This is a genomic window from Aeromicrobium sp. (genome assembly GCF_047607065.1).
GTDB lineage: Bacteria > Actinomycetota > Actinomycetes > Propionibacteriales > Nocardioidaceae > Aeromicrobium.
Genome location: NZ_JASGDU010000020.1, coordinates 13931 through 38429 on the forward strand (window position 1 = coordinate 13931; position 24499 = coordinate 38429).

General features: G+C 69.3%; 28 protein-coding genes. 13 read left to right on the plus strand and 15 right to left on the minus strand.

All coding sequences use genetic code 11. From position 1 onward, the window contains the following. The first annotated feature begins 124 nt into the window (after window positions 1–124). From QM597_RS02790 to QM597_RS02810, 5 genes are all read left to right on the plus strand, one after another. Window positions 125–1177: an alpha/beta hydrolase gene (locus QM597_RS02790; protein ID WP_415003351.1), complete on the plus strand. Its 1053-nt coding sequence runs from the start codon at window positions 125–127 to the stop codon at window positions 1175–1177. Between the two features lie 52 nt (window positions 1178–1229). Continuing rightward, complete coding sequence (locus QM597_RS02795) at window positions 1230–2489, plus strand: magnesium transporter MgtE N-terminal domain-containing protein (RefSeq protein WP_415003352.1); 1260 nt, start codon at window positions 1230–1232, stop codon at window positions 2487–2489. Continuing rightward, entirely contained in the window at window positions 2482–3006 is a 525-nt protein-coding gene (locus QM597_RS02800; RefSeq protein WP_415003353.1) for a DUF1003 domain-containing protein, read from the plus strand. Before QM597_RS02795 ends, QM597_RS02800 begins: the two co-directional genes overlap by 8 nt. A 79-nt stretch (window positions 3007–3085) precedes the next feature. Next, entirely contained in the window at window positions 3086–4243 is a 1158-nt protein-coding gene (locus QM597_RS02805; protein WP_415003354.1) for an Mrp/NBP35 family ATP-binding protein, read from the plus strand. A gap of 18 nt (window positions 4244–4261) precedes the next feature. Next, on the plus strand, window positions 4262–4585 hold the full coding sequence (locus tag QM597_RS02810) for a sec-independent translocase (protein WP_415003355.1): 324 nt from the start codon (window positions 4262–4264) through the stop codon (window positions 4583–4585). Window positions 4586–4915: 330 nt separating this feature from the next. Here QM597_RS02810 and QM597_RS02815 read toward each other — a convergent pair whose 3' ends face one another. Together QM597_RS02815 and sigE are read right to left on the minus strand one after the other, a co-directional pair. Next, entirely contained in the window at window positions 4916–5794 is an 879-nt protein-coding gene (locus tag QM597_RS02815) for an anti-sigma factor family protein (protein ID WP_415003356.1), read from the minus strand. Then, window positions 5791–6378: an RNA polymerase sigma factor SigE gene (gene sigE / locus QM597_RS02820; RefSeq protein ID WP_415003357.1), complete on the minus strand. Its 588-nt coding sequence runs from the start codon at window positions 6376–6378 to the stop codon at window positions 5791–5793. The genes QM597_RS02815 and sigE overlap by 4 nt, the downstream gene beginning before the upstream one ends. Window positions 6379–6525: 147 nt before the next feature. On the opposite strand from sigE, the gene QM597_RS02825 reads away from it, so the two are divergent. Beyond that, window positions 6526–7152 (plus strand): O-methyltransferase, encoded by a 627-nt coding sequence (locus QM597_RS02825; RefSeq protein WP_415003358.1) that lies wholly within the window; start codon window positions 6526–6528, stop codon window positions 7150–7152. Between the two features lie 14 nt (window positions 7153–7166). On the opposite strand, the gene QM597_RS02830 is transcribed toward QM597_RS02825, so the two are convergent. The 3 genes from QM597_RS02830 to QM597_RS02840 form a co-directional block, all read right to left on the minus strand. Further along, window positions 7167–7511: a hypothetical protein gene (locus tag QM597_RS02830; RefSeq protein ID WP_415003359.1), complete on the minus strand. Its 345-nt coding sequence runs from the start codon at window positions 7509–7511 to the stop codon at window positions 7167–7169. Then, window positions 7511–7672: a DUF3117 domain-containing protein gene (locus tag QM597_RS02835; protein ID WP_019145023.1), complete on the minus strand. Its 162-nt coding sequence runs from the start codon at window positions 7670–7672 to the stop codon at window positions 7511–7513. The genes QM597_RS02830 and QM597_RS02835 overlap by 1 nt, the downstream gene beginning before the upstream one ends. 87 nt (window positions 7673–7759) lie before the next feature. Further along, window positions 7760–8332, minus strand: coding sequence for a DNA-3-methyladenine glycosylase I (locus tag QM597_RS02840; protein WP_415003360.1), 573 nt, complete (start codon window positions 8330–8332; stop codon window positions 7760–7762). Window positions 8333–8437: 105 nt separating this feature from the next. On the opposite strand from QM597_RS02840, the gene QM597_RS02845 reads away from it, so the two are divergent. Next, window positions 8438–9325 (plus strand): ion transporter, encoded by an 888-nt coding sequence (locus tag QM597_RS02845; RefSeq protein ID WP_415003361.1) that lies wholly within the window; start codon window positions 8438–8440, stop codon window positions 9323–9325. Beyond that, window positions 9318–9749, plus strand: a complete 432-nt coding sequence (locus QM597_RS02850; RefSeq protein ID WP_415003362.1) for a TA system VapC family ribonuclease toxin — start codon at window positions 9318–9320, stop codon at window positions 9747–9749. The genes QM597_RS02845 and QM597_RS02850 overlap by 8 nt, the downstream gene beginning before the upstream one ends. 102 nt (window positions 9750–9851) lie before the next feature. Here QM597_RS02850 and dapE read toward each other — a convergent pair whose 3' ends face one another. The 3 genes from dapE to QM597_RS02865 are packed head-to-tail and all read right to left on the minus strand — an operon-like array spanning window position 9852 to window position 12741. Next, entirely contained in the window at window positions 9852–10910 is a 1059-nt protein-coding gene (gene dapE / locus QM597_RS02855; RefSeq protein WP_415003363.1) for a succinyl-diaminopimelate desuccinylase, read from the minus strand. Window positions 10911–10932: 22 nt separating this feature from the next. Further along, entirely contained in the window at window positions 10933–11532 is a 600-nt protein-coding gene (locus QM597_RS02860) for a LysE family translocator (protein WP_414989860.1), read from the minus strand. 45 nt (window positions 11533–11577) lie between these two features. Beyond that, entirely contained in the window at window positions 11578–12741 is a 1164-nt protein-coding gene (locus QM597_RS02865) for an acyl-CoA dehydrogenase family protein (protein WP_415003364.1), read from the minus strand. A 236-nt stretch (window positions 12742–12977) separates the two neighbouring features. On the opposite strand from QM597_RS02865, the gene mqo reads away from it, so the two are divergent. Then, a complete protein-coding gene (gene mqo, locus QM597_RS02870) occupies window positions 12978–14492 on the plus strand; it encodes a malate dehydrogenase (quinone) (protein ID WP_415003365.1) in 1515 nt (504 codons plus the stop codon). Between the two features lie 19 nt (window positions 14493–14511). On the opposite strand, the gene purE is transcribed toward mqo, so the two are convergent. The 5 genes from purE to QM597_RS02895 are packed head-to-tail and all read right to left on the minus strand — an operon-like array spanning window position 14512 to window position 18536. Beyond that, complete coding sequence (gene purE / locus QM597_RS02875) at window positions 14512–15006, minus strand: 5-(carboxyamino)imidazole ribonucleotide mutase (RefSeq protein ID WP_415003366.1); 495 nt, start codon at window positions 15004–15006, stop codon at window positions 14512–14514. Further along, window positions 15003–16127, minus strand: coding sequence for a 5-(carboxyamino)imidazole ribonucleotide synthase (locus QM597_RS02880; RefSeq protein ID WP_415003367.1), 1125 nt, complete (start codon window positions 16125–16127; stop codon window positions 15003–15005). Before QM597_RS02880 ends, purE begins: the two co-directional genes overlap by 4 nt. Window positions 16128–16172: 45 nt before the next feature. Then, complete coding sequence (locus QM597_RS02885; RefSeq protein ID WP_415003368.1) at window positions 16173–17213, minus strand: adenylate/guanylate cyclase domain-containing protein; 1041 nt, start codon at window positions 17211–17213, stop codon at window positions 16173–16175. 15 nt (window positions 17214–17228) lie between these two features. Further along, window positions 17229–17726 (minus strand): PH domain-containing protein, encoded by a 498-nt coding sequence (locus QM597_RS02890; protein WP_415003369.1) that lies wholly within the window; start codon window positions 17724–17726, stop codon window positions 17229–17231. Window positions 17727–17768: 42 nt separating this feature from the next. Beyond that, complete coding sequence (locus tag QM597_RS02895; protein ID WP_415003370.1) at window positions 17769–18536, minus strand: biotin--[acetyl-CoA-carboxylase] ligase; 768 nt, start codon at window positions 18534–18536, stop codon at window positions 17769–17771. A gap of 65 nt (window positions 18537–18601) precedes the next feature. On the opposite strand from QM597_RS02895, the gene QM597_RS02900 reads away from it, so the two are divergent. Together QM597_RS02900 and QM597_RS02905 are read left to right on the plus strand one after the other, a co-directional pair. Next, the gene (locus QM597_RS02900; RefSeq protein ID WP_415003371.1) at window positions 18602–20206 is read left to right on the plus strand and encodes an acyl-CoA carboxylase subunit beta; all 1605 of its coding nucleotides are present in this window, start codon (window positions 18602–18604) and stop codon (window positions 20204–20206) included. After that, entirely contained in the window at window positions 20203–20505 is a 303-nt protein-coding gene (locus tag QM597_RS02905) for an acyl-CoA carboxylase subunit epsilon (RefSeq protein ID WP_415003372.1), read from the plus strand. Before QM597_RS02900 ends, QM597_RS02905 begins: the two co-directional genes overlap by 4 nt. Before the next feature lie 302 nt (window positions 20506–20807). Here QM597_RS02905 and QM597_RS02910 read toward each other — a convergent pair whose 3' ends face one another. Next, complete coding sequence (locus QM597_RS02910; protein ID WP_415003373.1) at window positions 20808–21233, minus strand: helix-turn-helix domain-containing protein; 426 nt, start codon at window positions 21231–21233, stop codon at window positions 20808–20810. 57 nt (window positions 21234–21290) lie between these two features. Here QM597_RS02910 and QM597_RS02915 point away from each other — a divergent pair, with 57 nt between their 5' ends. Continuing rightward, complete coding sequence (locus tag QM597_RS02915) at window positions 21291–21887, plus strand: Maf family protein (protein ID WP_415003374.1); 597 nt, start codon at window positions 21291–21293, stop codon at window positions 21885–21887. Here the strand turns inward: QM597_RS02915 and QM597_RS02920 are convergent. Then, window positions 21868–22377, minus strand: coding sequence for a DNA-binding protein (locus QM597_RS02920; protein WP_415003375.1), 510 nt, complete (start codon window positions 22375–22377; stop codon window positions 21868–21870). The genes QM597_RS02915 and QM597_RS02920 overlap by 20 nt on opposite strands. 128 nt (window positions 22378–22505) lie before the next feature. Here QM597_RS02920 and QM597_RS02925 point away from each other — a divergent pair, with 128 nt between their 5' ends. Continuing rightward, window positions 22506–24386: a vWA domain-containing protein gene (locus QM597_RS02925; protein ID WP_415003376.1), complete on the plus strand. Its 1881-nt coding sequence runs from the start codon at window positions 22506–22508 to the stop codon at window positions 24384–24386. Window positions 24387–24499 lie beyond the last annotated feature (113 nt).

Here is a 24499-nt window from a genome sequence, read left to right on the forward strand (position 1 = left end):
GGACAGAAGGGGCGGGTATCGAGTACGCTAGCGCGCGGCTGTGAAGCACGTCACAGGATGTCAATTTTTGGTGAACTCTCGGGTGCCGTCGGGCGACACCCCAGACATGAGGAACGAGCCGTCAATGGGAAGTCATCTCACGGTCGCTGCGGATGCCGAGTTCCGCGCGGGAGCCAGCGTTCGGTCCCAGGCGCTCGCCTTCGGCCTCAAGCACACCGTACGTCCGCTGCTCGACGTATGGGCACGACTGCCCTTCGACCTGTTTCCGCCCAACGTGCTGGAGCACGCCGCGCGACTGCTTCCGGCACCGACCGGCACCCGCTGGCGTTCGGTGCGCCTGGAGCACTGTCGCAGTGAGTACGTCATCGGCGCGGGCGTCGACGACGTACCCGGCAGCGGCAACGTCATCCTCTACCTGCACGGCGGCGCGTTCCTCACCTGCGGCATCAACACCCACCGCCGCATGGTCTCGCGCATCTCGACCGCAGCCGACCGACCGGTGCTGAACGTGGGCTACCGGCAGATGCCGTACGCGCCGGTCACCGAGTCCATCGCCGACGGACTGGAGGGCCTGAACTGGCTGCTCGCGCAGGGCCACCGGATCGAGGAGATCACCATCGCCGGCGACTCCGCAGGCGGCTACCTCGCCTTCGCCATCGCGCGCGCGGCGCTGGACGCCGGTCTCGGTCGCCCCGCAGGCGTCGTCGCGCTGTCGCCGCTGCTCGACTTCGACACCAGTTCCAAGGCCGTTCACCGCAACGCCGACCGCTGTCAGACCTTCTCGCTGCGCACACTGGTGCGGTTCGGGGAACTCACCCACCGGCTCGACTCGCGTCGCGGCGTCGCGGGCCGCCGCACCTGCCCGGTCGACATGCCCCTGATCGACATGCCGCCGGCCCTGATCCACGTCGGCTCCCGCGAGATCCTGCTCGCCGATGCCGAACTCATGGCCAACCGGCTCGTCGCTGCGGGCGTGCCGTGCGACCTGACGGTCTGGGACCGTCAGGTTCACGTCTTCCAGGCGGCCGCCTCGTGGGTTCCGGAGGCCCGCAGCGCCATCGCCGAGATCGGTGACTTCATCACGGCACTCGACGAGCAGCAGGGCGGGGCCACGGCCCGCCCGGCGGCACCGCAGGCCCCTACCGGCACCGCTCGGCGCTCCGCCGCCCCGGCCTGACCACCGCCCCACGGTGCCCCGACCCGCCGGGTGTCGTGGCTAGGGTTCAGCCATGAGCACCACCCCCGGACGCATCTTCGTCTCGCGCATCGTCGGGCAGCCGGTCTTCGACCCGGCCGGCGACCGCGTGGGCAAACTGCGTGACGTGGTCGTCTCGGTGCGCTCCTCGGCCCGGCGGCCGCGAGTCCTGGGCATCGTCGTGGAGGTCCTGGGTCGGCGCAAGGTGTTCTTGCCGATCACGCGCGTCACCTCGCTCGACGGCGGCCAGATCATCACGACCGGCGTGGTCAACATGCGCCGCTTCGAACAGCGCACCCACGAGACCCTGGCCGTCCACGAGCTGTTCGACCGCCAGGTGAAGATCCGCGACGGCGCCCACGGCACGGTCTTCGATCTCGCGATGGAGATCGACGCGCGCCGCGACTGGTATCTGACGCATGTCGCCGTGCAGGAGTCCGGCAAACGCTTCGGGCGGCGCGGGGCCACGCACACCCTCGAGTGGTCCGACGTCATCGGCCTGGCCGACGACGACTCCTCGGCCGTCCAGGGTGCCCAACACCTGCTCAAGACGATGGGAGAGATGCGCGCAACCGACCTGGCCAACGCGCTGCTCGACGTCACCCCGAAGCGCCGCCTGGAGATCGCCTCCGAGCTGGGCGACGACCGCCTGGCCGACGTGCTCGAAGAGCTTCCGGTGCGCGCCCAGGTCGAAATCCTCGGGGTGCTCGACCCCGAGCGTGCCGCCGACGTGCTCGGCGAGATGAACGACGACGACGCCGCCGACCTGCTCGGCTCGCTCCCGCCGACGACCGCCGAGCAACTGCTGCAGCGTATGGAACCCGACGACGCCGAGGACATGCGTCGCCTGCTCACCTACGAAGAGGGCACCGCCGGGTCGATGATGACGACGGAGCCGGTCGTGCTCGCCCCGGACGCCACCATCGCCGAAGCCCTCGCCCGCGTGCGCGAACCCGACCTCATCCCGGCACTCGCGTCGATGGTCTACGTATGCCGCCCGCCGGTCGAGACCCCCTCCGGGCGCTTCCTCGGGGTCGCGCACCTGCAGGCGCTGCTGCGTCATCCCCCGTCGTCGCTGGTCAGCGCCATCGTCGACGACGACATCGAGTGGCCGCGACCGGAGTCCTCCCTGGCCGATGTCGCCAACCTGCTCGCGGCCTACAACCTCGTCGCCCTGCCGGTCGTCGACGAGTCGCAGCGGCTCGTCGGCGCGGTGACCGTCGACGACGTGCTCGACCACCTGCTGCCCGAGGGCTGGCGCGAGTCGTCGGCCGAGGCGGTGCGTCATGGCTGAGCCGAACCGCCGGGGCGGCGGCACCCAGAGCCGCCTCGACCAGCCGCGCGACCGCCGCCGGGGATGGCGTCGCCGGGCGGACTTCGACTCGGAGCGCTTCGGCCGCTTCGCCGAGTCCTTCGCCCGCTTCATGGGCACGGCCACCTTCCTGGCCTGGATGACGGTGTTCATCGTGGTCTGGCTCGCCTGGAACTGCCCGGTCGGCCCGGACCGGCCGCAGTGGGACCCTTATCCGTTCATCTTCTTGACGCTGATCCTGTCGCTGCAGGCCTCCTATGCGGCACCGCTGATCCTGCTCGCGCAGAACCGCCAGGAGGCGCGCGACCGGGTCCAGCAGCAGCAGGACCGCAACGCCAACGCCCAGTCACATGCCGATATGGAGTTCCTCGCGCGCGAGGTCGCCAGTTTGCGCCTCAGCGTGGGAGAGGTCGCCACCCGCGACTTCCTACGCAGCGAACTGCGCACCCTGCTGGAACACCTCAACGAGGACAAGCCCGCCGGCGACCGGTCCGACTGAGACGTCTCCGGCGGCACGAAGGAGCAGGTCAGGCGACGCTCAGCGCGGGAGGCTCGCGGTGTCCCCGTAGCATGACGGCATGGCCGTCGTCACCGAAGAACAGGTCCGCGAGGCGCTCGCGCGCGTCAACGACCCGGAGATCAAGCGTCCCATCACCGAACTCGGCATGGTTGACGCCATCGAAATCGGTGACACCGAGATCGCCGTCCGCATCCTGCTCACCGTCTCGGGGTGTCCGCTCAAGGACACGCTGACCCGCGATGTCACGCAGGCCGTCGCCCAGGTCGCCCCGGCTCACCTGGTCCGCGTCGATCTCGGCGTCATGAGCGACGAGCAGCGCGCCGAGATGCGCGCGACCCTGCGCGGAGGGGCCGCAGAGCGCGAGATCCCCTTCGCCCAGCCCGGCAACCTCACCAAGGTCTACGCCATCGCCTCCGGTAAGGGCGGCGTCGGCAAGTCCTCGGTCACCGTCAACCTGGCCGCCGCCATGGCGCTGCGCGGCCTCAAGGTCGGTATCGTCGACGCCGACATCTACGGCCATTCGATCCCCGATCTCGTCGGTGCCGGCGACTCCCGTCCGACCCAGGTCGACGACATGATTATGCCGGTTCCTGTGCCGGTCACTGGTGCCGAGCACGATCTCAAGGTCATCAGCATCGGCATGCTCAAGCCCCGCAAGGATCAGGTCGTCGCCTGGCGCGGGCCGATGCTCGACCGCGCGCTCGTGCAGATGCTCAGCGATGTCTACTGGGGCGACCTCGACGCCCTGCTACTCGACCTCCCGCCGGGCACCGGCGACATGGCGATCAGCATCGGCCAGCACCTGTCGACGGCCGAAGTCGTCGTCGTCACCACGCCACAACAAGCTGCGGCCACGGTCGCCGAGCGGGCCGGGACGATGGCCTCGATGCTGCACCAGCGGGTCGTCGGCGTCATCGAGAACATGTCCTACCTCGAACTGCCCTCCGGGGAGCGCGTGGAGATCTTCGGCAGCGGCGGTGGCCAGCAGGTCGCCTCGACGCTGGCCGAGCGGCTCGGACACGACGTGCCGCTGCTGGGCGAGGTGCCGCTCGACGAACGGCTGCGCATCGGCGGCGACAAGGGCCAACCCATCGTCGTCTCGCACCCCGACACGACGGCGGCAAAGGTGCTTCAAGGGGCCGCCGACCGACTCAGCGGACGTTCGCGAGGCCTGGCCGGGATGCAGCTCGGACTCACTCCCGCCGGGCGACTCTAGAGCGCGGCAGACCGCATCATGTTCGGGATGGGCTGGGCCGAGATCGGGGTCGTCGTGGTCGTGGCGATGGTGGTGTTCGGGCCGGAACGGCTACCGGAGTTAGCTCGTCAAGCCGGGCGTTTCGTCCGCACCATCCGCCAGATGGCCGAGAACGCCAAGAACGATCTCGGCAAGGAGATCGGCCACGACCTGTCGGGCGTAAACCTGCGCGACCTCGACCCGCGCGAGGCGGTCCGTCGCACGCTGCTGGACGATCCCGCCCCGGCCTCCGCCCCCGCGCGCCCGTCACCGGCCGCCTTGCGCCCCGGCGATCGCCCCCCCTTCGACCCCGAGGCCACCTGAGAAGTGCTGATGTAGAGACTCCGCAGATAGGCAGAGCCGCTCGTTGAGGTGCGTAGCGAGGAACGAACGGAGCCGGGTCCTGAGGTGCTGCGACGAAGGAGTCCCCCGAGAACTCCGCTGCGCTCCGTTCAGGGAGGTGCCCCCAGCCTCGAAGGGCGAAATGAGCTACGGTTCTGGTCCCTTCGAGGTGTGCTGCGCGGGTCCTGAGGTGCGAGGAGGAACGACGAGCCTCGAAGGGCGCACCTCAGGGACCAGCCACGGCACGCCACAACACCGCCGGCAGGAGCACCGCACCGTAACTCGACGCCCCCGTCGGCAGCGCGGACCGGCTCAGGCGGCCGAGGCCCAGGAGGACATACGATGCAGGCCGTCCTCAATACGGCCGACCACCGAGCGGGCCGGCGTCGACGGCAACTCCTCAAGGACTTCCGCCACACGGTGCAGCGAGGCGTTGGTGACGACCGTGTACACGACCCCGTCAGCCTGCCACGTGACCACCGTCGGCTGTCCCTCGCGCACCCAGACCTCCGAGCCGGCCAGCGCCTCCCGGTCGAATCCGTCCAGCGCTGCGGTATCCAGCGAGCCGACTTGCTCGATGAGATGCAACTGGGCGTTATCGCCGGAGTAGTGCAACGCCACCGCAGCTCCATCTTCGACGAAACGCCCGTCGACGCGGGCCAGATCGACTGCCAGATACTCGTCGCACGGCCATCCGGCGGCGGCCAACTCCTCCAGATCCTCGCCGGTCAGGGTGACCTCAGCCTCCGGCGACGACACGCTCGCGGTCAGTGCCGTCTCCGATGAACGACGACTGTCCGCATCGCTGACGAAGGAGGCCGCATAGGCGTCGTAATCCGGACGCACCGGGTCACCGGGGGTGTCGTCGACGGGAGGTGCCAACAGGTAGGCGAGCACCAGGACCGCTGCGGACGACCCCAGGATCGCGCTGGCGACGGCACCGGCGCGGCCGGCTCGCGAACCGGCGGGGGACGGCGGCGCGGCTGGCACCGCAGCCAGGGCGGCGACGAGGTGTGCCGGCACCACCGGAGCCGGCCGACCGAGCGCCATGCGCCGCTTGACCTGCTCCTGCTCGGCCGCGCGGACACGACAGCGCTCGCACCCGTCCAGATGACGACGCACGGCCTCGGCCCGTTCGGGCGAGAGCTGTCCGTCGACGTACGCCGCGACCTCGGCACCCAGATGTGTCATCCGACCCCGACCGGTCCCCACACCCGCGAACGCCCCCGGCTCGGGGCACGGTGCGCCAGCGCGGTACGCAACTGCGTCCGCCCGCGATGGATACGCGAACGGACCGTACCCAACTTCACGCCGAGCACATCGGCGATCTCCTCGTAACTCAGGCCCTCGACATCACACAGCACGACGACGACCCGGAAGTCCTCGGGCAACGCCTGCAACGCCTGCTCGATATCGGGGTCGAAGCCCGCGTCGTGGACCGCGTCCTCCGGACGCACCTCACGGCCCAGCAGCCGGTCCTCGGCTCCCTCGGCGAAACGATCCATACGGATACGCGAGGCGCGCCGGGCGCGGTCGAGGAAGAGGTTCGTCGTGATGCGGTGCAGCCAGCCGGGGAAGTTGCCCGGCTCATAACTGTCGAGGGAGCGCAGAACCCGCACGAAGACGTCCTGCGTGAGGTCCTCGGCATCGTGCGGGTTGCCGGTCAGCCGTAGCGCGAGCCGGTAGACGCGCGCCGAATGCTCGGACACGATGGCGTCCCACTCCAGACTGGGATGCGGTTCGCTGGTCGCCACGGGGTTCCTGTCGCTGGTCATAGGTCGATCGTGCAAGTCCTTACTGAGAGAACGCCCAGCACCCACTGACGGTTCCCCGTGGGCGTAGCTGTTTACGGCGCTCCCGGTGTGGTGCCACCTGACGGCGGCGTCGCCGCACTACGCTGACGCCGTGGTTTGGAGAGCAGCATGACCAACGCGGCCAGCCTGGCGTACGCCGAGGGCTACGCCGCCGAAGACGCCCTCGCCGCCGAGGCCCGCCAGCGCGCCGAAGTCGTCGGCGTCGCCCCGGTCGGTCCCGCGTGCGCGTCGGTCCTCGGCTTCCTGACTGCGGCCATCGGGGCTCGGGCCGTGGTAGAGATCGGCACCGGCACGGGCGTCTCGGGCCTGTGCCTGCTGCGCGCGTCGAAGGAGGTCGTGCTGACCTCGGTCGACCGGGAGGCCGAGCATCAGCGGCACGCCCGCGAGGTGTTCACCGTGGCCGGTATCGCGCCGCAGCGGTTCCGCCTCATCGCGGGGTCCGCGCTCGATGTCATGTCGCGCCTGGCCGACGGCGGCTACGATCTGGTCTTCCTCGACGGCGACAAGGTCGAATACGGCGAATACCTCGACGAGGCGCTGCGGTTGGTGCGCCCCGGCGGGCTGATCTGCTTCGACAACGCCCTGTGGCACGACCGGGTTGCCGACCCCGACCAGAACGACCCCGAGACCGCCGCGATCCGCGACCTGCTGCAGCGGGTTCAGGGCGACGAGACCCTGCACGCCATCGTGCTGCCGGTCGGCGACGGCCTGCTCGTCATCCGCTCGGCCGCCTGACCCGGCCGGCCGGGTCAGGACTCGAAGCGGGCGGCGGAGCGGAATCCGGCCGGGCCGCGGACGGCGGCCACGATCTCGCACGGCTCGATCAGGACCGGTGCCGAGCCGATGATCTGTGATCCGCGCGCGGTGGCCGCGACCGCCTCGAAGTCACGCTGGAACACCGCCCGCGCCTCCTCGGAGGCGAAGACGTAACTGCCCTCGAACCATTCGCCTTCGCGGGCGCGCCAGGTCTTGTACCGCAGGCCGTCCAGACCGGCGAAGCGCCCGAATGACTCCTCCTCCACATAGGCGTGGAGTCGTTCGAGGGTCCCGGCCGGTGCGTCGGCCAGCGACCAACGCACCGTGAGGCCGAACATCAGACGGCTTTGAGTGCGTCGCCGAGCGTGGCGGCTTCTTCGTTGTTGAGTTCGACGACCAGACGACCGCCGCCCTCGAGCGGAACGCGCATGACGATGCAGCGCCCCTCCTTGGTGACCTCCATCGGACCGTCGCCGGTCCGCGGCTTCATGGCCGCCATGCGTACCCCTCTCGTCACGCTCGCCGGTCCGGCAAGCCGTGTGCCTATTATCTCTCATGCCCTGCGGGAGCGCGAAACCGCGTCGGTTCAGCCCTGCGGCGGTGCCGTGACGCATCCGGCGAGGTGGTCGTCGACCAGGCCGGCGGCCTGCATGAGCGCATAGGCAGTGGTCGGTCCGACGAAACGAAAGCCCAGGACACGCAAACGCCGAGCGAGCGCTGCGGACTGTGTCGTGACCGTCGGCACGTCGGCCGCGCGCACCGGCCGCAGACGCCCTGCGGCTGCGGCGAAGGACCAGACCTCCTCATCGAGCCGGCCGTCGAGGCCCAGCACCGCCTGGGCGTTGACGATGGTGGCCTCGATCTTCGCCCGATTGCGCACGATGCCGGCATCGGCGAGCAACCGGCCGACGTCGCCGGGGCCGAACCGGGCCACCCGCGCCGGGTCGAAACCACAGAAGGCCGCTCGGAACGCCTCGCGTTTGCGCAGAATCACCGCCCATGACAGGCCGGACTGGAAGGCCTCCAGGCTGATCCGCTCGAATAGCCCCGCATCACCGTGGACCGGCCGCCCCCACTCGCGGTCGTGGTACTCAGTCATGTCCGGCGCGGCACCCCACGGGCAGCGCGGCAGGCCATCGGGTCCGGGCAGGGTGTCCACACCGTGATCCTGCCAGCCGGGACCGACCTTTTCGCCGACATGCCCTGGCGGTCCCCGGCCACTAGGCTGAGCCGCGCCGTGTCCCGCGAGCGACGAGGAGTTGTCGTGTCCCCCCTGCGCCATCGTGTCCGAGAACTGGTCGATTCCCGGCGATTCCAGTGGTTCATCATCGTCGTCATCGTGCTCAACGCGGCGCTTCTCGGACTCGAAACCTCCCCGCGCGTCCTCGACGCGGCACCCTGGCTCGCCGTCATCTCTCACCTCACCGTCGCCGTCTTCGTCGTGGAGATCGCCCTGCGCATGTATGCCCACCGCACCGCCTTCTTCCGCGACGGATGGAGCCTGTTCGACCTGTTCGTCGTACTGATCGCGCTGGTGCCGGCCTCGGGCGGCCTGGCCGTCTTGCGGGTACTGCGCGTCCTGCGGGTGTTGCGCCTGCTCTCGACGGTGCGCTCGATGCGTCAGGTCGTCGCAGCGCTCGGCGCGACGATCCCCGGCATGGCCTCCATCGGCACCCTGCTGACCATGCTGATCTACGCCAGCAGCGTCATGGCGACGCACATGTTCGGCGCGACCGATCCGGAGCACTTCGGCGACCTGCCCAGCTCGCTGCTGAGCCTGTTCCAGGTGATGACCGGGGACGACTGGGCCAACGTCGTCCGGCCCGTTACCGACGCCCATCCGGCTGCCTGGCTGTTCTTCGTCTTCTACATCCTCGTCTCGACCTACATCGTCTTGAACCTGTTCATCGCGGTCTCGGTCGAGGCGCTGGACCGTCAGTCCGACGACGAGGCCCAAGGGACCGAAGGCGACGTGCTGACCGCGATCCAGCAGCTGCGCGACGAGATCGCCGCGCTCCGACGGGCGGCGTCGGACATCATCGTGAGCAAGGAGACGACCGTCGAGTTGGCCGACGACTTCCCCGTGTTCTCTCGCGTACCAGGCCACGTCATCACCCCTGAACTCGTCGATGAGTTCCGCGACGATGACTGATCGGCCGAGCTATCTGCTCGACGTCGGAGTCCTGATCGCCCTGACCAACGTCGAGCACGTCCACCACGTCCGCGCCCGCCGATGGTTCCGCGACGTGGAACAGTGGGCCACGACGCCGTTCACCGAGGCTGGGTTCGTCCGGCTCATGCTCAACCCCGTCGTGGCAGGCACAACGCGCAGCGCCAGCGAGGTATTCGACGCGCTCCGCGCCATGCGCGCCCGCCACGGACACCGTTTCGTCGCCGACGACACGAGCCTCGCCGATGCCTCCGTCGATCTCAGCGGGCTGGTCGGACACCGCCAGGTCACCGACCTGCACCTCGTGAATCTCGCTTCGCGCCACGGACTCGTCCTGGCGACTTTGGACGCCCGACTGGCCAAGGCACTGATCGGCAAGGATCAGCCCACCGTCACCTTGATCTGATCGCGGATCGACAGGATCTACGACAGCCCGCACTGGTGGGGTCCCTTCGAGGCTCGGCCGCAGGCGGCCTCACACCTCAGGGACCGGGAGGAACGACCGAGTTCAGGACGTGAGCCAAGCGCGGAGGCGGTCCTCGACGCTGTGCAGGTGGGCCACCGGCACGTGCTCGTCGGCCTTGTGGGCGTAGACCGGATCACCGGGGCCGTAGTTGACCGCCGGGATGCCGAGCAGGGTGAACTTGGCGACGTCGGTCCAGCCGAACTTCGGGCCGACCTCGGCTCCGGTGGCCTCCACGAAGGCCGCTGCGGCCGGCCGTCCGAGACCGGGCAGCGCCCCCGGTGCCGAGTCGGTGACCGTCAGATCGAAGCCGGCGAAGGTCTCGCGCAAGAAGGCGAGCGCGTCGTCCTCGCTGCGGTCGGGGGCGAAACGGAAGTTGATCGACAGCGTGGCCTCGTCGGGGATGACATTGCCGGCCACCCCGCCGGACACGCCCACCGCGTTGAGTCCCTCGCGGTAGGTGAGTCCGTCGATCTCGACCTCACGCGGCTCGTAGGCCGCGAGCGTCGCCAGGGCGGGTGCGAGCGCATGGATCGCGTTGCTGCCCATCCAGGCGCGGGCCGAGTGGGCGCGTTCTCCGTGCGTCGTGAGATCGACGCGCATGGTGCCCTGGCAGCCCGCTTCGACGCCGGCATTGGACGGCTCCATGAGGATCGCGAAGTCCCCGGCGATCCAGTCGGCATGTTCCCGCGCGAGCCGTCCGAGTCCGTTGTGGACCGCCGCAATCTCCTCGGCCTCGTAGAAGACGTACGTGACGTCGCGCGTCGGCTCGGGGAGCGTCGCGGCCAGCCGCAGGGCGACCGCCACGCCCCCCTTCATGTCACAGGATCCGAGGCCGTGCAGCAGCTCGCCGTCGCGCCGCGCGGGCAGGTTGCCGTTGACCGGCACGGTGTCGAGATGCCCGGCGATCACGACCCGCTCCGGCCGGCCGAGGTCGGTCCGCGCGATGATCGAGTGACCGTCGCGCACCACCTCCAGATGCGGCAGCGACCGCAGCGCCACCTCCACCTCGTCGGCGATCCGCTGCTCGGCCAGGCTCTCCGAAGGGATGTCCACGAGGGCAGCGGTCAGCGTGACGACATCAGCGGTCAGGTCGAGCGGCATGCCCCCACTGTGTCACGTCGATTCAGCGGGACTCGAAGGCGAGCCGAGCACCGAGCGCGGCGAACGTCGCGGCGAACACCCTGCGCATCCAGTCCATGACCTGGGGACGGCGCAGCACGCGATCACGCATCGCTGCGGCGCACGCACCGTAACCCGCGAACACCACGAAGGTCATCGCCATGAAGACGGCCGACAACCCCACCATCTCCCCCACCGCGCCAGACGGGGCGAACTGCGGAAGGAACGCGAAGAAGAACAGCGTGAGCTTCGGGTTGAGGAGGTTGAGCGTGATCCCCGTCCCGATGACTCTCCACACCGAGACCGTGGCCGCCGCCTCCACTGCGATCTCACCCCGCTCCCGCCAGGTCGACCATGCCATGTAGAGCAGATAGGCGACGCCCGCCCACTTGATGACGGCAAAAGCCACGCCGGAGGCCTGGAGCACTGCGGCAAGTCCCGTGATCGCCGCGAGCAGATGCGGGACGATGCCGAGCGTGCAGGCGAAGGCAGCGATCACGCTCGCTCGCGCACCCCGCCCGAGGCCCGTACCGATCGTGTAGAGCGCGCCCGTGCCCGGTGTGGCCACGATGACCAGGCAGGTCAGCAGAAAGGCGGTTCCCATGAACCGGACTGTAACCCCTGCCGCGCCCTACGCCCTGCGGGGCTGTCAGATCGACGACTGGATGCCGGCGAGGAGCTGGCGGGCCATGACGATGCGCTGGACCTGGTTGGTGCCCTCGTAGATCTGGGTGATCTTCGCGTCGCGCATCATGCGCTCGACCGGGTAGTCGCGGGTGAACCCGTAGCCGCCGAGCAACTGCACCGCATCGGTCGTGACCTGCATGGCGACGTCGGAGGCGAAGGCCTTGGCAGCGGCGCCGAAGAACGTCAGGTCCGCATCTCCGCGCTCCGAACGCCCGGCGGCCGCATACGTGAGTTGGCGGGCGGCCTCGATCTTCATACCCATGTCGGCGAGCATGAACTCGACACCCTGGAACTCCGAGATCGCCTTGCCGAACTGCTTGCGCTCCTGGACATAGCCGAGCGCGTAGTCCAGCGCCCCCTGGGCGACGCCGACCGCCTGCGCCGCGATGGTGACACGGGTGTGGTCGAGGGTCTTCATCGCGATGGTGAAGCCCTCGCCGACCTCGCCGATGATGCGGTCGCCGGGGATGCGGACATTGTCGAAGTACACCTCGCGCGTCGGGGACCCCTTGATGCCGAGTTTCTTCTCCGGGGCACCGAAGGACACCCCCTCGTCGGACTTCTCCACGACGAAGGCGGTGATGCCCTTACTGCGCTTTTCAGGATCGGTCTGCGCGAGCACCGTGTAGTACTCGGACTCGCCGGCATTGGTGATCCAGCGCTTCGTGCCGTTGATGATCCAGTCGTCACCGTCGCGCACGGCCTTGGTCTTCTGGTTCGCGGCGTCGGACCCGGCATCCGGCTCGGACAGGCAGTAGGAGAAGCCGCCCTCGCCGCGAGCGAGCTTGCCGAGGTACTTCGCCTTGATCTCCTCGTTGCCGCCGATCTGCACCGGCAGCGAGCCGAGCTTGTTGACCGCAGGGATCAGCGAACTGGACACGCACACCCGCGCGACCTCCTCGATCACTAGCACCGTCGCGAGCGCGTCGGCACCGGCACCGCCGTAGGCCTCGGGCACATGCGGCGCGTGGAAGTCCGAGGCGAGCAGCGCTTCGGCGGCCTCCTTCGGGAAGCGCGCCTCCTCGTCGACCGCGGCGGCGTGAGGGGCGATCTTAGCCTCGGCGACGGCGCGCACGGCCTCGCGGATCGCGCGATGTTCCTCGGACAAGGCGAACATGTCGGACATGGGTGTCTCCTGACGACGCGGGATGGGCCGGCCACGCGAGTCGAACCGACGGGCCGCCCGGTCATCGTAGGACGCGACCTCGGTGCAGGCAGCGGCCCCTCGGTGACTCATCGGTAACCGCCGGGGCGACCCCGATGACGCATTTGCCTGGGACTTCCGGCACAGTGGGACGTGCGGCCCGTGCCGATCAGCCGCCTTGCATCCGCCCCGAGGAGTGTCGAGCGTTGCCCGAAAACGTGAATCTTCCCGCCCCGACGGCATCGCCGCTGCCCGACCGCGTCACGACCGACGTGCTGCTCGTGGGTGCCGGCATTATGAGCGCGACCCTCGGCGCCCTCCTGCGCGCCCTGGAACCGGACTGGTCGATCACGCTCCTGGAGCGGCTGAGCGAGCCGGCCCTGGAGAGTTCCGGTCCGTGGAACAACGCCGGCACCGGACACTCGGCCCTATGCGAACTCAACTACACCCCGCTGCTACCGAACGGGGATGTCGACATCTCCAAGGCACCCGTCGTCAACGAGCAGTTCCAGCAGTCGCGCCAGTTCTGGGCCAGTTGCGTCGATGCCGGGGTGCTGACCGATCCGTCGCACTTCATCAATCCCGTGCCGCATGTGAGTTTCGTGCGGGGCGGCGAGAACGTCGAGTACCTGCGCAAGCGCTACGACAAACTCGCGGCCAATCCGCTGTTCTCGGAGTTGGAGTTCATCGACGACGAGACCGAGTTCGCCCGCCGCCTGCCGCTCATGGCCCAGGGCCGTGACGCCGCCGAGGACGTCGCGGTCAGTTGGACCGAGTCGGGCACCGATGTCGACTTCGGCGCGCTGACCCGGCAGTTCGTCAAGAACCTCGCCGCGTCGGGTGCCGACATCCGCTACCGCCATCACGTCAAGAACCTCACCCGTGAGTCCGACGGCACCTGGCGTGTCAAGGTCAAGGACCGCGACCACGGCAAGACCGTCACGATCAACGCCAAGTTCGTCTTCGTCGGCGCGGGCGGCGGGGCACTGACCCTGCTGGAACGCTCCGGCATCTCCGAGATCAAGGGCTTCGCCGGCTTCCCGGTCAGCGGCCAGTTCATGCGCTGCCTCGACCCGTCGGTCGCCGAGAAGCACGAGGCGAAGGTCTACGGCATGGCCGCAGTCGGTGCCCCGCCGATGTCAGTGCCGCACCTCGATACCCGGGTGATCGACGGCGAGCGGTCGCTGCTGTTCGGCCCGTTCGCCGGTTGGACCCCGAAGTTCCTCAAGGAGGGGTCCTTCACCGACCTGCCGCTGTCGGTGCGCGCCCACAACCTGCTGCCGATGGCGGCCGTCGGCGTCACCTCGTGGGGCCTCATCAAGTACCTCGTGCTGGAGCTGGCCAAGGGCCGGAACAAGAAGATCGACGAGTTGCGCGTCTTCGCCCCCGAAGTCAACGGCGACGACTGGGAGATCATCACCGCCGGGCAGCGCGTCCAGGTCGTCCGCAAAAAGGGGAAGATGGGCGGCTCGCTGGAGTTCGGCACCACCGTCGTCAACTCCGCCGACGGCTCCATCGCGGGCCTGCTGGGCGCGTCACCGGGTGCTTCGACGGCGGTGGCAGCCATGATCGACGTGTTGCAGCGCTGCTTCGCCGACCGCTTCCAGGGCCAGGCCTGGCGCGGCAAACTCGCCGAGTTGGTCCCGTCCTACGGCACCTCGCTGGAGGAGAACCCCGCCCTGCTCGCCGAGATGCGCGCCTGGACCGACGCCTCTCTCCACCTCGCCCGCTGACCGGAGAACACGGTCTCGGTCAGGCGTTGCGGACGGCCGCTCCTTTGGCGCGGGCGGCGTCGGCGAGCCGTCCCTGGAAGTCGACCATGCGGGCGGTCAGGTCGGGGTCGCCGACAGCCAGGATGCGGGCGGCCAGGAGGCCGGCATTGCGGGCGTTGCCGATGGACACCGTCGCCACGGGAACCCCCGCAGGCATCTGCACGATCGATAGCAGTGAATCCATGCCGTCGAGGTACTTCAGCGGCACCGGCACGCCGATGACCGGAAGCGGTGTCACCGCAGCGAGCATGCCGGGCAGATGGGCCGCTCCCCCGGCTCCGGCGATGACGACCTCCAGCCCGCGCGCGTGCGCCTCGCGCCCGTAGGCGAGCATCTCGTCAGGCATGCGGTGCGCCGAGACGACATCGGCCTCGTAACCGATGCCGAACTCCGCCACGGCCTCGGCGGCAGCCTGCATCGTGGGCCAATCCGAGTCCGACCCCATGACGATGCCGACGCGCGCGCTGTGATTCATGCCGGAGATCCTACGGTCAGCAGCGCCGCGGCCCGGCGGGCGTCGGCGAGCACGTCGGCCAGGTCGTCGCCGACAACCGTGACGTGCCCGACCTTGCGTCCGGGCTTGACCGCCTTGCCGTACAGGTGGACCTTCGCATGCGGCACGTCGCCGAGTACCACCGGCAACTGCGCGTCCAGGTCGGTGACCGCACCGCCGAGGACGTTGACCATGACGCTCCACGGGGCGAGAGGATCGGCCGGCCCCAGCGGCAGATCCATGACCGCGCGCAGGTGGTTCTCGAACTGACTCGTGACCGCGCCGTCGATGCTCCAATGCCCCGTGTTGTGCGGCCGCATCGCCAGCTCGTTGACGAGGAGGCGACCGTCGGCGGTCTCGAACAGCTCGACGGCGAGCATGCCGACGACATCGAGTTCGGCGGCGATCCGCTCGGCGAGGTCCGCCGCCTCGCTCGCCAGCGCGGCATCGAGGTCCGGTGCCGGCGAGACGACCTCGGCGCACACGCCGCCGGCCTGCCGCGATTCGACGACCGGGTAGGCCACGACCTCGCCGTTCGGGCGGCGGGCCACCTGGGCCGACAGCTCCCGGCGGAAGTCGACCAGCTCCTCGGCGATGAGACGCGCGCCCGACGCGAACGCCTCGGCGGCCTCGGCGGCCTCCCGCACGACCCAGACGCCCTTGCCGTCGTAACCGCCGCGCGTGGCCTTGACGACTGCGGGGAAGCCGAAGGCGGCCAGGTCGCCCGGAGTCTCGACGAACGCCCAGCGCGGGCAGGGGGTGCCCAACCCGGTCAGCCGCGCGCGCATCTCGCCCTTGTCCTGCGCGTACAGCAGCGCGTGCGGACCGGGGCGCGGCGCGTGCCCGGCATCGGCGAGCGCGCGCAGGTGCTCCGGCGGCACGTGCTCGTGGTCGAAGGTCACGACGCCGACCCCCTCGGCCACCGCCTCCAGATCAGCCAGCACCGTGTGATCGCCGATGATCGAGTCCGCGATCACCTGGGCGGCCGAGACATCCGGCCCCTCGGCCAGCAGCCGGATACGCAGGCCGAGCGCGATGGCCGGCTGCTGCATCATGCGGGCTAACTGCCCACCCCCGACGACGGCCAGATGCGCATGAGACATGCCGCCGAGCCTATCGCTGTCAGGCCGAGGGCGAGGCCGAGCGCATCATCTGGCCCGGAAACCGCGGCGCTCGGTGACGGTGATCGGAGAGACCGTGCCGAAGCCGCGCAGCGGACGCGGCGGCAGCGCCCGCGTGCTGAACTCCGGACCGAGCGCCTGCGCCGTCGTGTCGTCGACGAGCACCCGGTTGCTGCGGGCCACATGCGACAAGCGCGCGGCCAGGTTGACCGGCGGGCCGAAGACGTCCCCGAGCCGGCTCACCACCGACCCCGTGGCCAGCCCGACCCGGATCGCCGGTACCTCGTCGCGCGCACCGACCTCCGAAACCAGGTCGAGAGCGATCCGGGTGGCCTTGACCGGATCGTCGGTGACGTACAGGACGGCGTCGCCGAGGGTCTTGATCGCCCGGCCGCCCCCGGCGGTGATGACGTCGGCCCCGCGCTCCTCGAACCGCTCCACCAGCGAGCCGAGCGCGGCGTCATCGAGTTGATTGGACAGCGAGGTGAACCGGCTGAGATCGGCGAACCCGACGGTCATGGTCGTGGTGCGCAGTTCGGTGTCGTGGGCACCGATGGCCTCCATGCGCGCCGCGGCGGCCGCCAGATGACGGCGCCACGCCTGCAGCAATAGCTGCTCGAAGCCCGGTGCCACCCGGTCGGCCAGCCGCAGCGCCACGTCAAGACGGCTCTGCGCCCGCCCGGCGGCCACATCGCGCTCCATCTGATCGACGAGCGTGGCGACCTCCCAGTCGGCCAGGCGCGCCATCGTGACACCCAGGGCGCGCACCAGCCGCAGCGCGGTCTCCTCGGTGAGCAGGTCGGCGTCGACCGCCGAACCGACGAGCGAGAACGTCTCGACGTCGGCGTCACCGAAGGTCTGCCGGCCAGCCGGCTCGGGGAAGCCGAGCGCCCGCCACAGCCGGCGCGCCAGATCGGCCTCGATACCCGCAGCAGTGGCCGCCTGCGCGATGTCGTAGGCGAGGTCCTCGCGCAACAGCAGCGTCAGCAGCAACGAGCGCAACTCCGCACGGTCGGACTCCGGCTCGGAGTCCGGAGGGGGAGCCGGTGAGGACGGCCTGCTGGTCATCGCGGCACCGCTCGCCTAGTCGTCGTTGCGGTGGTGCTCGAAAACCAGGTCGCTGATCGCCCGGTGAAACTGCTCGATCTGCGGGATGTCGTCGAGCAGCAGCCCGGCCTCGTCGGAGGCGTTATGGATGATGAGCGTGCCGGAACCGAGGATGCGGTCGTTGAGGTTCTTCTCGTACGAGACGTCGTTGATGCGGCTCAACGGGATGACCCGGCCGGTCCGGGTCAAAACACCCTTCTGCTCGACGATGCGCCGGTTGGTCAGCGTGTAGGTCCACAGGTACCACCGCAGGAACGGGAGCACGACGAACCACAGTGCGAGCGCGACGGCCACTGCGATGATGCCCCAGCGCACCCAGCCGCGGCCGACGTCACCGACCTTCGCCGCAGCGAACGTGCCGACGAAGGCGATGACCAGCAGTAGCAGGAACGGCACGATCAGCGCCTTGACGTGCGTGCGGGTCGTCTGCAGGTTGTGCTCGCCGGACATGAGCATCTTCTCGGACAGCGCCATGAGGCGATCTTGTCATGGAGTGGCCGCGCACGGCAGCAGTTCTCACCTCTGAGGGCGCACGTGGGTCACATCGCCGGCGCTCAGCGGCTGGCCGTCGACCACCAGACGGCCGGCGGCGTCGATGTCCTCGGCCAGGCCGGTGAGCAACCCCTCGGGTCGCTCGACGCGCACCTGCTGGCCCACGGTCGCGCAATCGGCCCGATAGGCGGTACGCACGTCGGCACCGTCGATCCACCGGCGGTACCAGGAGTCCAGATGGTCCAGCAGCCGCCGCAGGACGTCGGTGCGGTCGGTCGACGCGGCACCTTCCAGCAACAACGAGGTCGCGGTCGGGACGGGCAGGTCGTCGGCCGTCACGCTCACGTTCAGGCCGATGCCGATGACTGCGGCGGTGCCGTCGACCGCTTCCAGCAGGATGCCGGAGATCTTGCGTCCGCCTGCGAGCACGTCGTTGGGCCACTTGAGACGGGCGTCGACGCCGAGGTCGCGCACCGTGTCGAGCACGGCCAGCCCGGTGAGCAGCGGCAGCCACGACCACGCCGCCAGCGGCATGTGCGGCCGCAGCACCACCGACACTGCGATGCCGGTGCCCGGCGGCAACTCGAAGGAACGTCCCAGCCGCCCACGGCCCGCGCTCTGGTGGCGGGTCGTGAAGACCGTGCCCTCGGCCGCCCCGGCGCGGGCGGCAGCCGCCGCGTCGGCGTTGGTGCTCGCGGTGGTGTCGGTGACGACGATGTCGCCCCAGATCCAGTTGCCGCCGGCCAGGCTCGCCGGGTCGAAATCGTCACCGGTGTGTTTTTCGTCGATCACGGTGACACCCTCACACACCGCACCTGTCGGGCGTGCCGGGCGGCGCGCTCGATACGCTGGCCCGCGTGACTGAAGCGCAGACCACCGACGATGTCGTGACCCAGACCGACCCGCACACCACGGCCGGCAAGCTCGACGAGTTCCGCCGCCGTCATCACGAGGCCACCGTCGAGGTGGCCGAAGCCGCCGCGACCAAGCAGCACGGCCGCGGCCGCAAGTCGGCCCGTGAGCGGATCGAGCTGCTCTTCGACGAGGGCAGTTTCGTCGAACTCGACGCGCTGGCCCGGCACCGCAGCCACTCCCCGTCCTTGCAGGGCAAGCAGCCGCTCGGCGACGGCGTCATCACCGGCTACGGCACGGTCGACGGCCGCCAGGTGTGCGTGTTCAGCCAGGACTTCAGCGTGTTCGGCGGCAGCCTCGGCGAGGTCTACGGCGAGAAGATCACCAAGGTCATGGACCTCGCACTCAAGACCGGCTGCCCGATCATCGGCATCAACGAGGGTGCCGGCGCACGCATCCAGGAGGGCGTCGTCTCGCTCGGCCTGTACGGCGAGATCTTCAAGCGCAACGTCCACGCCTCGGGGGTCATCCCGCAGATCAGCCTCATCATGGGCAACTGCGCCGGCGGCCACGTGTACTCCCCCGCAGTCACCGACTTCACGATCATGGTCGACCAGACCTCCGGCATGTTCATCACCGGTCCGGACGTCATCAAGACCGTCACCGGCGAGGACGTCTCGATGGAGGACCTCGGCGGTGGCCGCACGCACAACACCAAGAGCGGCAACGCCCACTACCTCGCGGCCGACGAGGACGACGCCATCGAGTACGTCAAGGCGCTGCTGAGCTACCTGCCGCAGAACAACCTCGAAGAGGCCGAGGTCTACGACGAGGCTGCTGACCTGGAGCCGACCGACACCGATCTGGCGCTCAACACGCTGATTCCCGACTCGCCCAACGTGCCCTACGACATCCGCACGGTCGTCGAGTCGGTGCTCGACGACGGCGACTTCCTGGAGGTCCAGCCGCTGTTCGCGCCGAACATCGTCATCGGCTACGGCCGGGTCGAGGGGCGCAGCGTCGGCGTCGTCGGCAACCAGCCGATGCAGTTCGCCGGCTGCCTCGACATCGACGCCTCCGAGAAGGCCGCCCGCTTCGTGCGCACCTGCGATGCCTTCAACATCCCGGTGCTGACCTTCGTGGACGTGCCGGGCTTCCTGCCGGGTACCGAGCAGGAGTGGAACGGCATCATCCGCCGTGGTGCCAAGCTGATCTACGCCTACGCCGAGGCGACGGTCCCGCTGGTCACGATCATCACGCGCAAGGCCTACGGCGGCGCATACGACGTCATGGGGTCCAAGCACCTCGGTGCCGACGTCAACCTGTCGTGGCCGACCGGTCAGATCGCCGTGGTCGGTGCCTCGGGCGCGGTCAACATCCTGTATCGCAAGGAGGTCGCGGCCGCCGACGATCCGGAGGCCAAGCGCGCCGAGCTGATGGAGGCGTACGAGGACGAGCTGTGCAATCCGTACATCGCGGCCGAGCGCGGCTACATCGACGCGGTCATCGAGCCGGTGCAGACCCGCGCCGAGGTCGTCAAGGCGCTGCGCCTGCTGGCGACCAAGCGCGAGACGCTGCCGCCCAAGAAGCACGGGAACATCCCGCTGTGAGCGCCGAGCCGGTGGCTGTCCCCCGCAAGCGGGAGGTACCCCCAGTGCGAGGAACGAGCCTCGAAACCACCCCGAATGCCGAACCCATCGCCCCCGTGCTGCGGGTGGTCAAGGGCGACCCGACGCCGGAGGAGCTGGCCGCGCTGGTGGCCGTCGTGGCCGCGCGCTCAGCGGTGGCTTCTGCCGCTGCGATCGGCGAGCGCCGTCCGCAGCGTTCGGAGTGGGGCCATCCGGCGCGCGCCGTCCGCACCCCGCACCGCCCCGGCCCAGGCCAGTGGCGGCGCTCCGCCTGGGGCTGAGTCACCGCCCATGCGCCTGGGCCAACGCCCGCAGGCGCGCACAGCGCGGATCGTCCTGACCGACGATGCGACCGAGCCACGCGACCGCATCGGTACTTCGACCGACCGTTCTCGCACCACCTCGTGCAGCGGCGACACCGCGAAGAACAGATCCAACAAAGTGCGGAATCTATTCGGGTTGTGTGCCACCTGCCGGTCCCTGAGGTGCGAGCTTGCGAGCCTCGAAGGGACTCAAACCGTAGCTCATTTCGAGGCTCCGCTCGTTCCTCGCTACGCACCTCAATGAGCGGCATCAACCTCGCTTACACCTCAACCGCTCGCGAGAGGACGATCTGCTCCATCATCACGCTTTCACGCCCGTTTCCAAGGTCCGAAAGGGCGGGAAGCCCATCTTCCCCTGAGCGCGGTCGCCGTCGCATCGCCGTCGCGGTGGCCACGACACGCTCGAGTACCTCGGCCCGCTCCTCGATGGTCAGCGGCGGTGCCTCCATCAACGGGTTCGGACGCGCCCACTGCGGCGTCTCGACCTGCAACGGCGCGGTCCACACGAGGTCGAGGCGCAGCCCCGCAGCCTCACCCAGCCGTGCCACCTGAGCGACCGACGGCTGACGCCGACCCTTGAGGTAGTCGTCGAGCAGCGACCGGCTCACACCCGAACGCGCGCTCAGCTCGGATTTGCTCAGACCAGAACGCTCCAGCAGTTCGGCAATCGCTTTCTCTGCACCCATAGGCGCATGCTATGTACGCAATCCAGTACACGCAAGGACTTCGATAGGGTCACCTCCATGAAGATCGTGCTGGCATCGCAGTCACCGGCGCGCCTAGCCACCCTTCGCGCGGCCGGCATCGAGCCGGAAGTCGTAGTCTCGGGGGTCGACGAGTCGCAGATCAGCTCGCGCGATCCGGCCAATCTGGCCGCCGCGCTGGCCCAGTTGAAGTGTCGCGCCGTCGCCGCCGACCGACCCGACGACCTCGTGATAGGCTGCGACTCTGTCCTGGCTTTCGAGGGAGACGTCCTCGGCAAGCCCGGCGATGCCGCGACCGCGACGGCCCGCTGGCAGCGCATGCGCGGACGGTCGGGCGTGCTCCACACCGGTCACTGCCTGCGGCTGCGCGGCGAGGAGGTCATCGAGGCGGCCTCGACCATCGTGCATTTCGCCGACGTCAGCGACGCGGAGATCGCCGCGTACGTCGCCACCGGGGAGCCGCTGCAGGTGGCCGGCGGCTTCACGCTCGACGGCTACGGCGGCGCGTTCGTCCGGGGCATCGAGGGCGATCCGCACACGGTCATCGGCATCAGCATCCCGTTGCTGCGCGAACTCGTGGCCGATCTCGGCCTGCGCTGGACCGACCTCTGGCAGGTCAGCGCGTCTGGCCGCTGAGGTGTTCGGCGGCCTCGTCGAGGCTTCCGGCCCCGTAGACCCGCAGTATCGCGGCAATCTGCGGGTGGCTCGCCGCGACGAGATCGGCGGCGGCGAGGTGGTCGGTGGCCGAGGCGACGCTGCGGAACATCGCCTGCACTGCGGCGGCCGTCTCGCGCGTGGAGCCGCGCCGTGTCGTGCCGGTGAGCGCCTCAGAACTGTCACCGGCTTGCTCGACTCGCGCCAGCGCGTCATCGACGCGCACCTGCCCGGCAGCCACCTCGTCGAGGACGTCGACCATCGCCTGAAGGCGGCGCACCGCCACGGGGTGCCCGATCTTGATGCGCTGAGCACTCATCACCTGCGACAGCATCGGGGCCGAGATGCCGAGCACCGCAGCGAGGCGGGCCTGCGTCAGACCCAACACCTCGCGGCACCGCGTCAGGATCTCGCCCAGCGGCTCGCCATAGAGTTCGCGCTGAGCAGCCCGATTCGCTTCGACGTCAGCCATGACACCTCCCAAAAAATTTTGCATCTGCGAACCGATTCATCTTGACACCCGTGCCACTAAGGGGCAAAGTTTCCTTCAGGATTTGCAACTGCAAAGCACTTGAGGACACCGACCGCCCAGGGGAAATCATGCGCCGCCTACTTCTCGCCATCACACTCACCGCCATCGTCGCAACCACCGCGCTGCCCGCCCATGCGCGCGAAAGTACCGAAACCGAAGCAGCACCCGGCCGACTCATGCTGGTACTGGATTCGTCAGGATCGATGGCCGAACCAAGCGGCGACGGGAACGCCCGCATCGAGGCCGCCAGAGAGGCGCTGCACACGGTCATCGACCACCTCCCGGCGGACCAGCCCGTCGGCATGCGGGTCTTCGGTGCCACCGTCGATCCTGCCGTGGCCGGCGGCACCACCGAGTCCTGCACGGACTCACAGAACGTCGTCGCAGTCGGCACCGACAACCGCGATGACCTGTCCGATGCCGTCGACGCTTACGAACCTCTGGGCGAGACACCCATCGGCTACGCCCTGCAGCAGGCCGCCGACGATCTGGGTGACGACGGCCAGCGCACCATCGTCCTAGTGAGCGACGGGGAGCCGAACTGCGATCCCGACCCCTGCACGGTGGCCGAGGATCTGTCCGATCAGGGCATCGACGTGCGCATCGACGTGGTCGGACTCAACGTCGACCAGGCTGCGCGCGACAAGCTCTCGTGCATCGCCAAGGCGGGCGGCGGCCTGTACTACGACGCCACCGACACCCAGAGTCTCATCGACACGCTCACCACCGTCCAAACCCGGTCCACGCGGCCCTTCGACCTGACCGGAACGCCCGTCACCGGTGCCGAGGACCCCGCCGACGCCCCGACCTTGACCGCTCCGGGCCAGTACCTCGACACCGTCGCCTCGAACGAGGGTGCCTGGTACAAGGTCCAGCGCACCGTGCCCGGATCGACGATGCACGTCGGTCTCACCCACAAGTCCGACGGTATCGGCAACTTCGGCGACAAGGCGACCGCAGCAGTGTACGCCGGACCGGACGAAAACCTCTGCGACAGCCAATCGAGCTTCGCGCGCGGCAACATCGGCTACGTCTCGGCGATGTCGTACGAATCCGATCCTGAGAACATCTGCAACACCGTCGACACCCTGTGGATCAACGTGTCCGAGTACAGCGGCGAACTCGTCGGCGAACCCGTCGAGATCGTCGTCTACGAGGAACCGCCGCTGGCCGACGACGCCGAGCGCGACCTGGCACCGCAGCCCGACCCGCCGACCTGGAAGACGCTCGAGGTTGGTGACCCGGTGACCGATGTCGTGCCCGGCTCGTCGATCTCCAGCGCTCCCGTGGTCGAGGACGGCACCTATGCCTTCGACATCAACCCCGGCGAGACGCAGGTCGTGGCGGTCCCGCTCGACTGGGGCCAGAACCTCCAGGCACAGTTCGACGGCACCGTGACGCAGGCTCATCACGACGGCGACTTCGCCGAACCGTGGGTGCAGGTGCTCGGCCCACTGCGCCAGGCGGTCGACACCGACGAGTACGGCGTGGACACCAAGCCCGAAGACTGGACCGACTTTCCCGGCCGCCTGCTCGACGACACCACCGAGTTCCGCACCGGCTCGCAGTCATACACGGTCGGGTACCTCAACCGCACCGTGTACGAGCAGCACCAGCGGGGTTCGTCCATCGCCGGGCTGCGTTACGTACAGGTCTCGTATCCGGACGGCAACAGCGCGCCGATGACCTACACGCTGACGCTGAAGACCAACGGCAAGGCCGAGGACGCCCCGGAATACGCCACCTCGGACCTGACGGTGCCTACGGCCGACTCGCCGCTCGTCGGCAGCGCGGTGACCGAGACGGACACCGAGAAGACCAGCGCAGACGGCCAGGACAGCGGAACGTTCCCGCTGCTCCCGGTGGCACTCGGCGGTGCCGGAGTGCTGGCGCTGCTGGGCGCGGGAGGCGTCGCGGTGCGGTCGCGGCGGGTCAACGCAGGCCGGTGACGGCAGCGGCCGCGAGCAGTCCCACCCCGATCAGCGCCAACGCCCATGCGGCGAGCGGAGCGAGCGACCGGGGGCCGGGCGGCTCGCGGCCGACCGGCGGCGCGGGCGGCGGC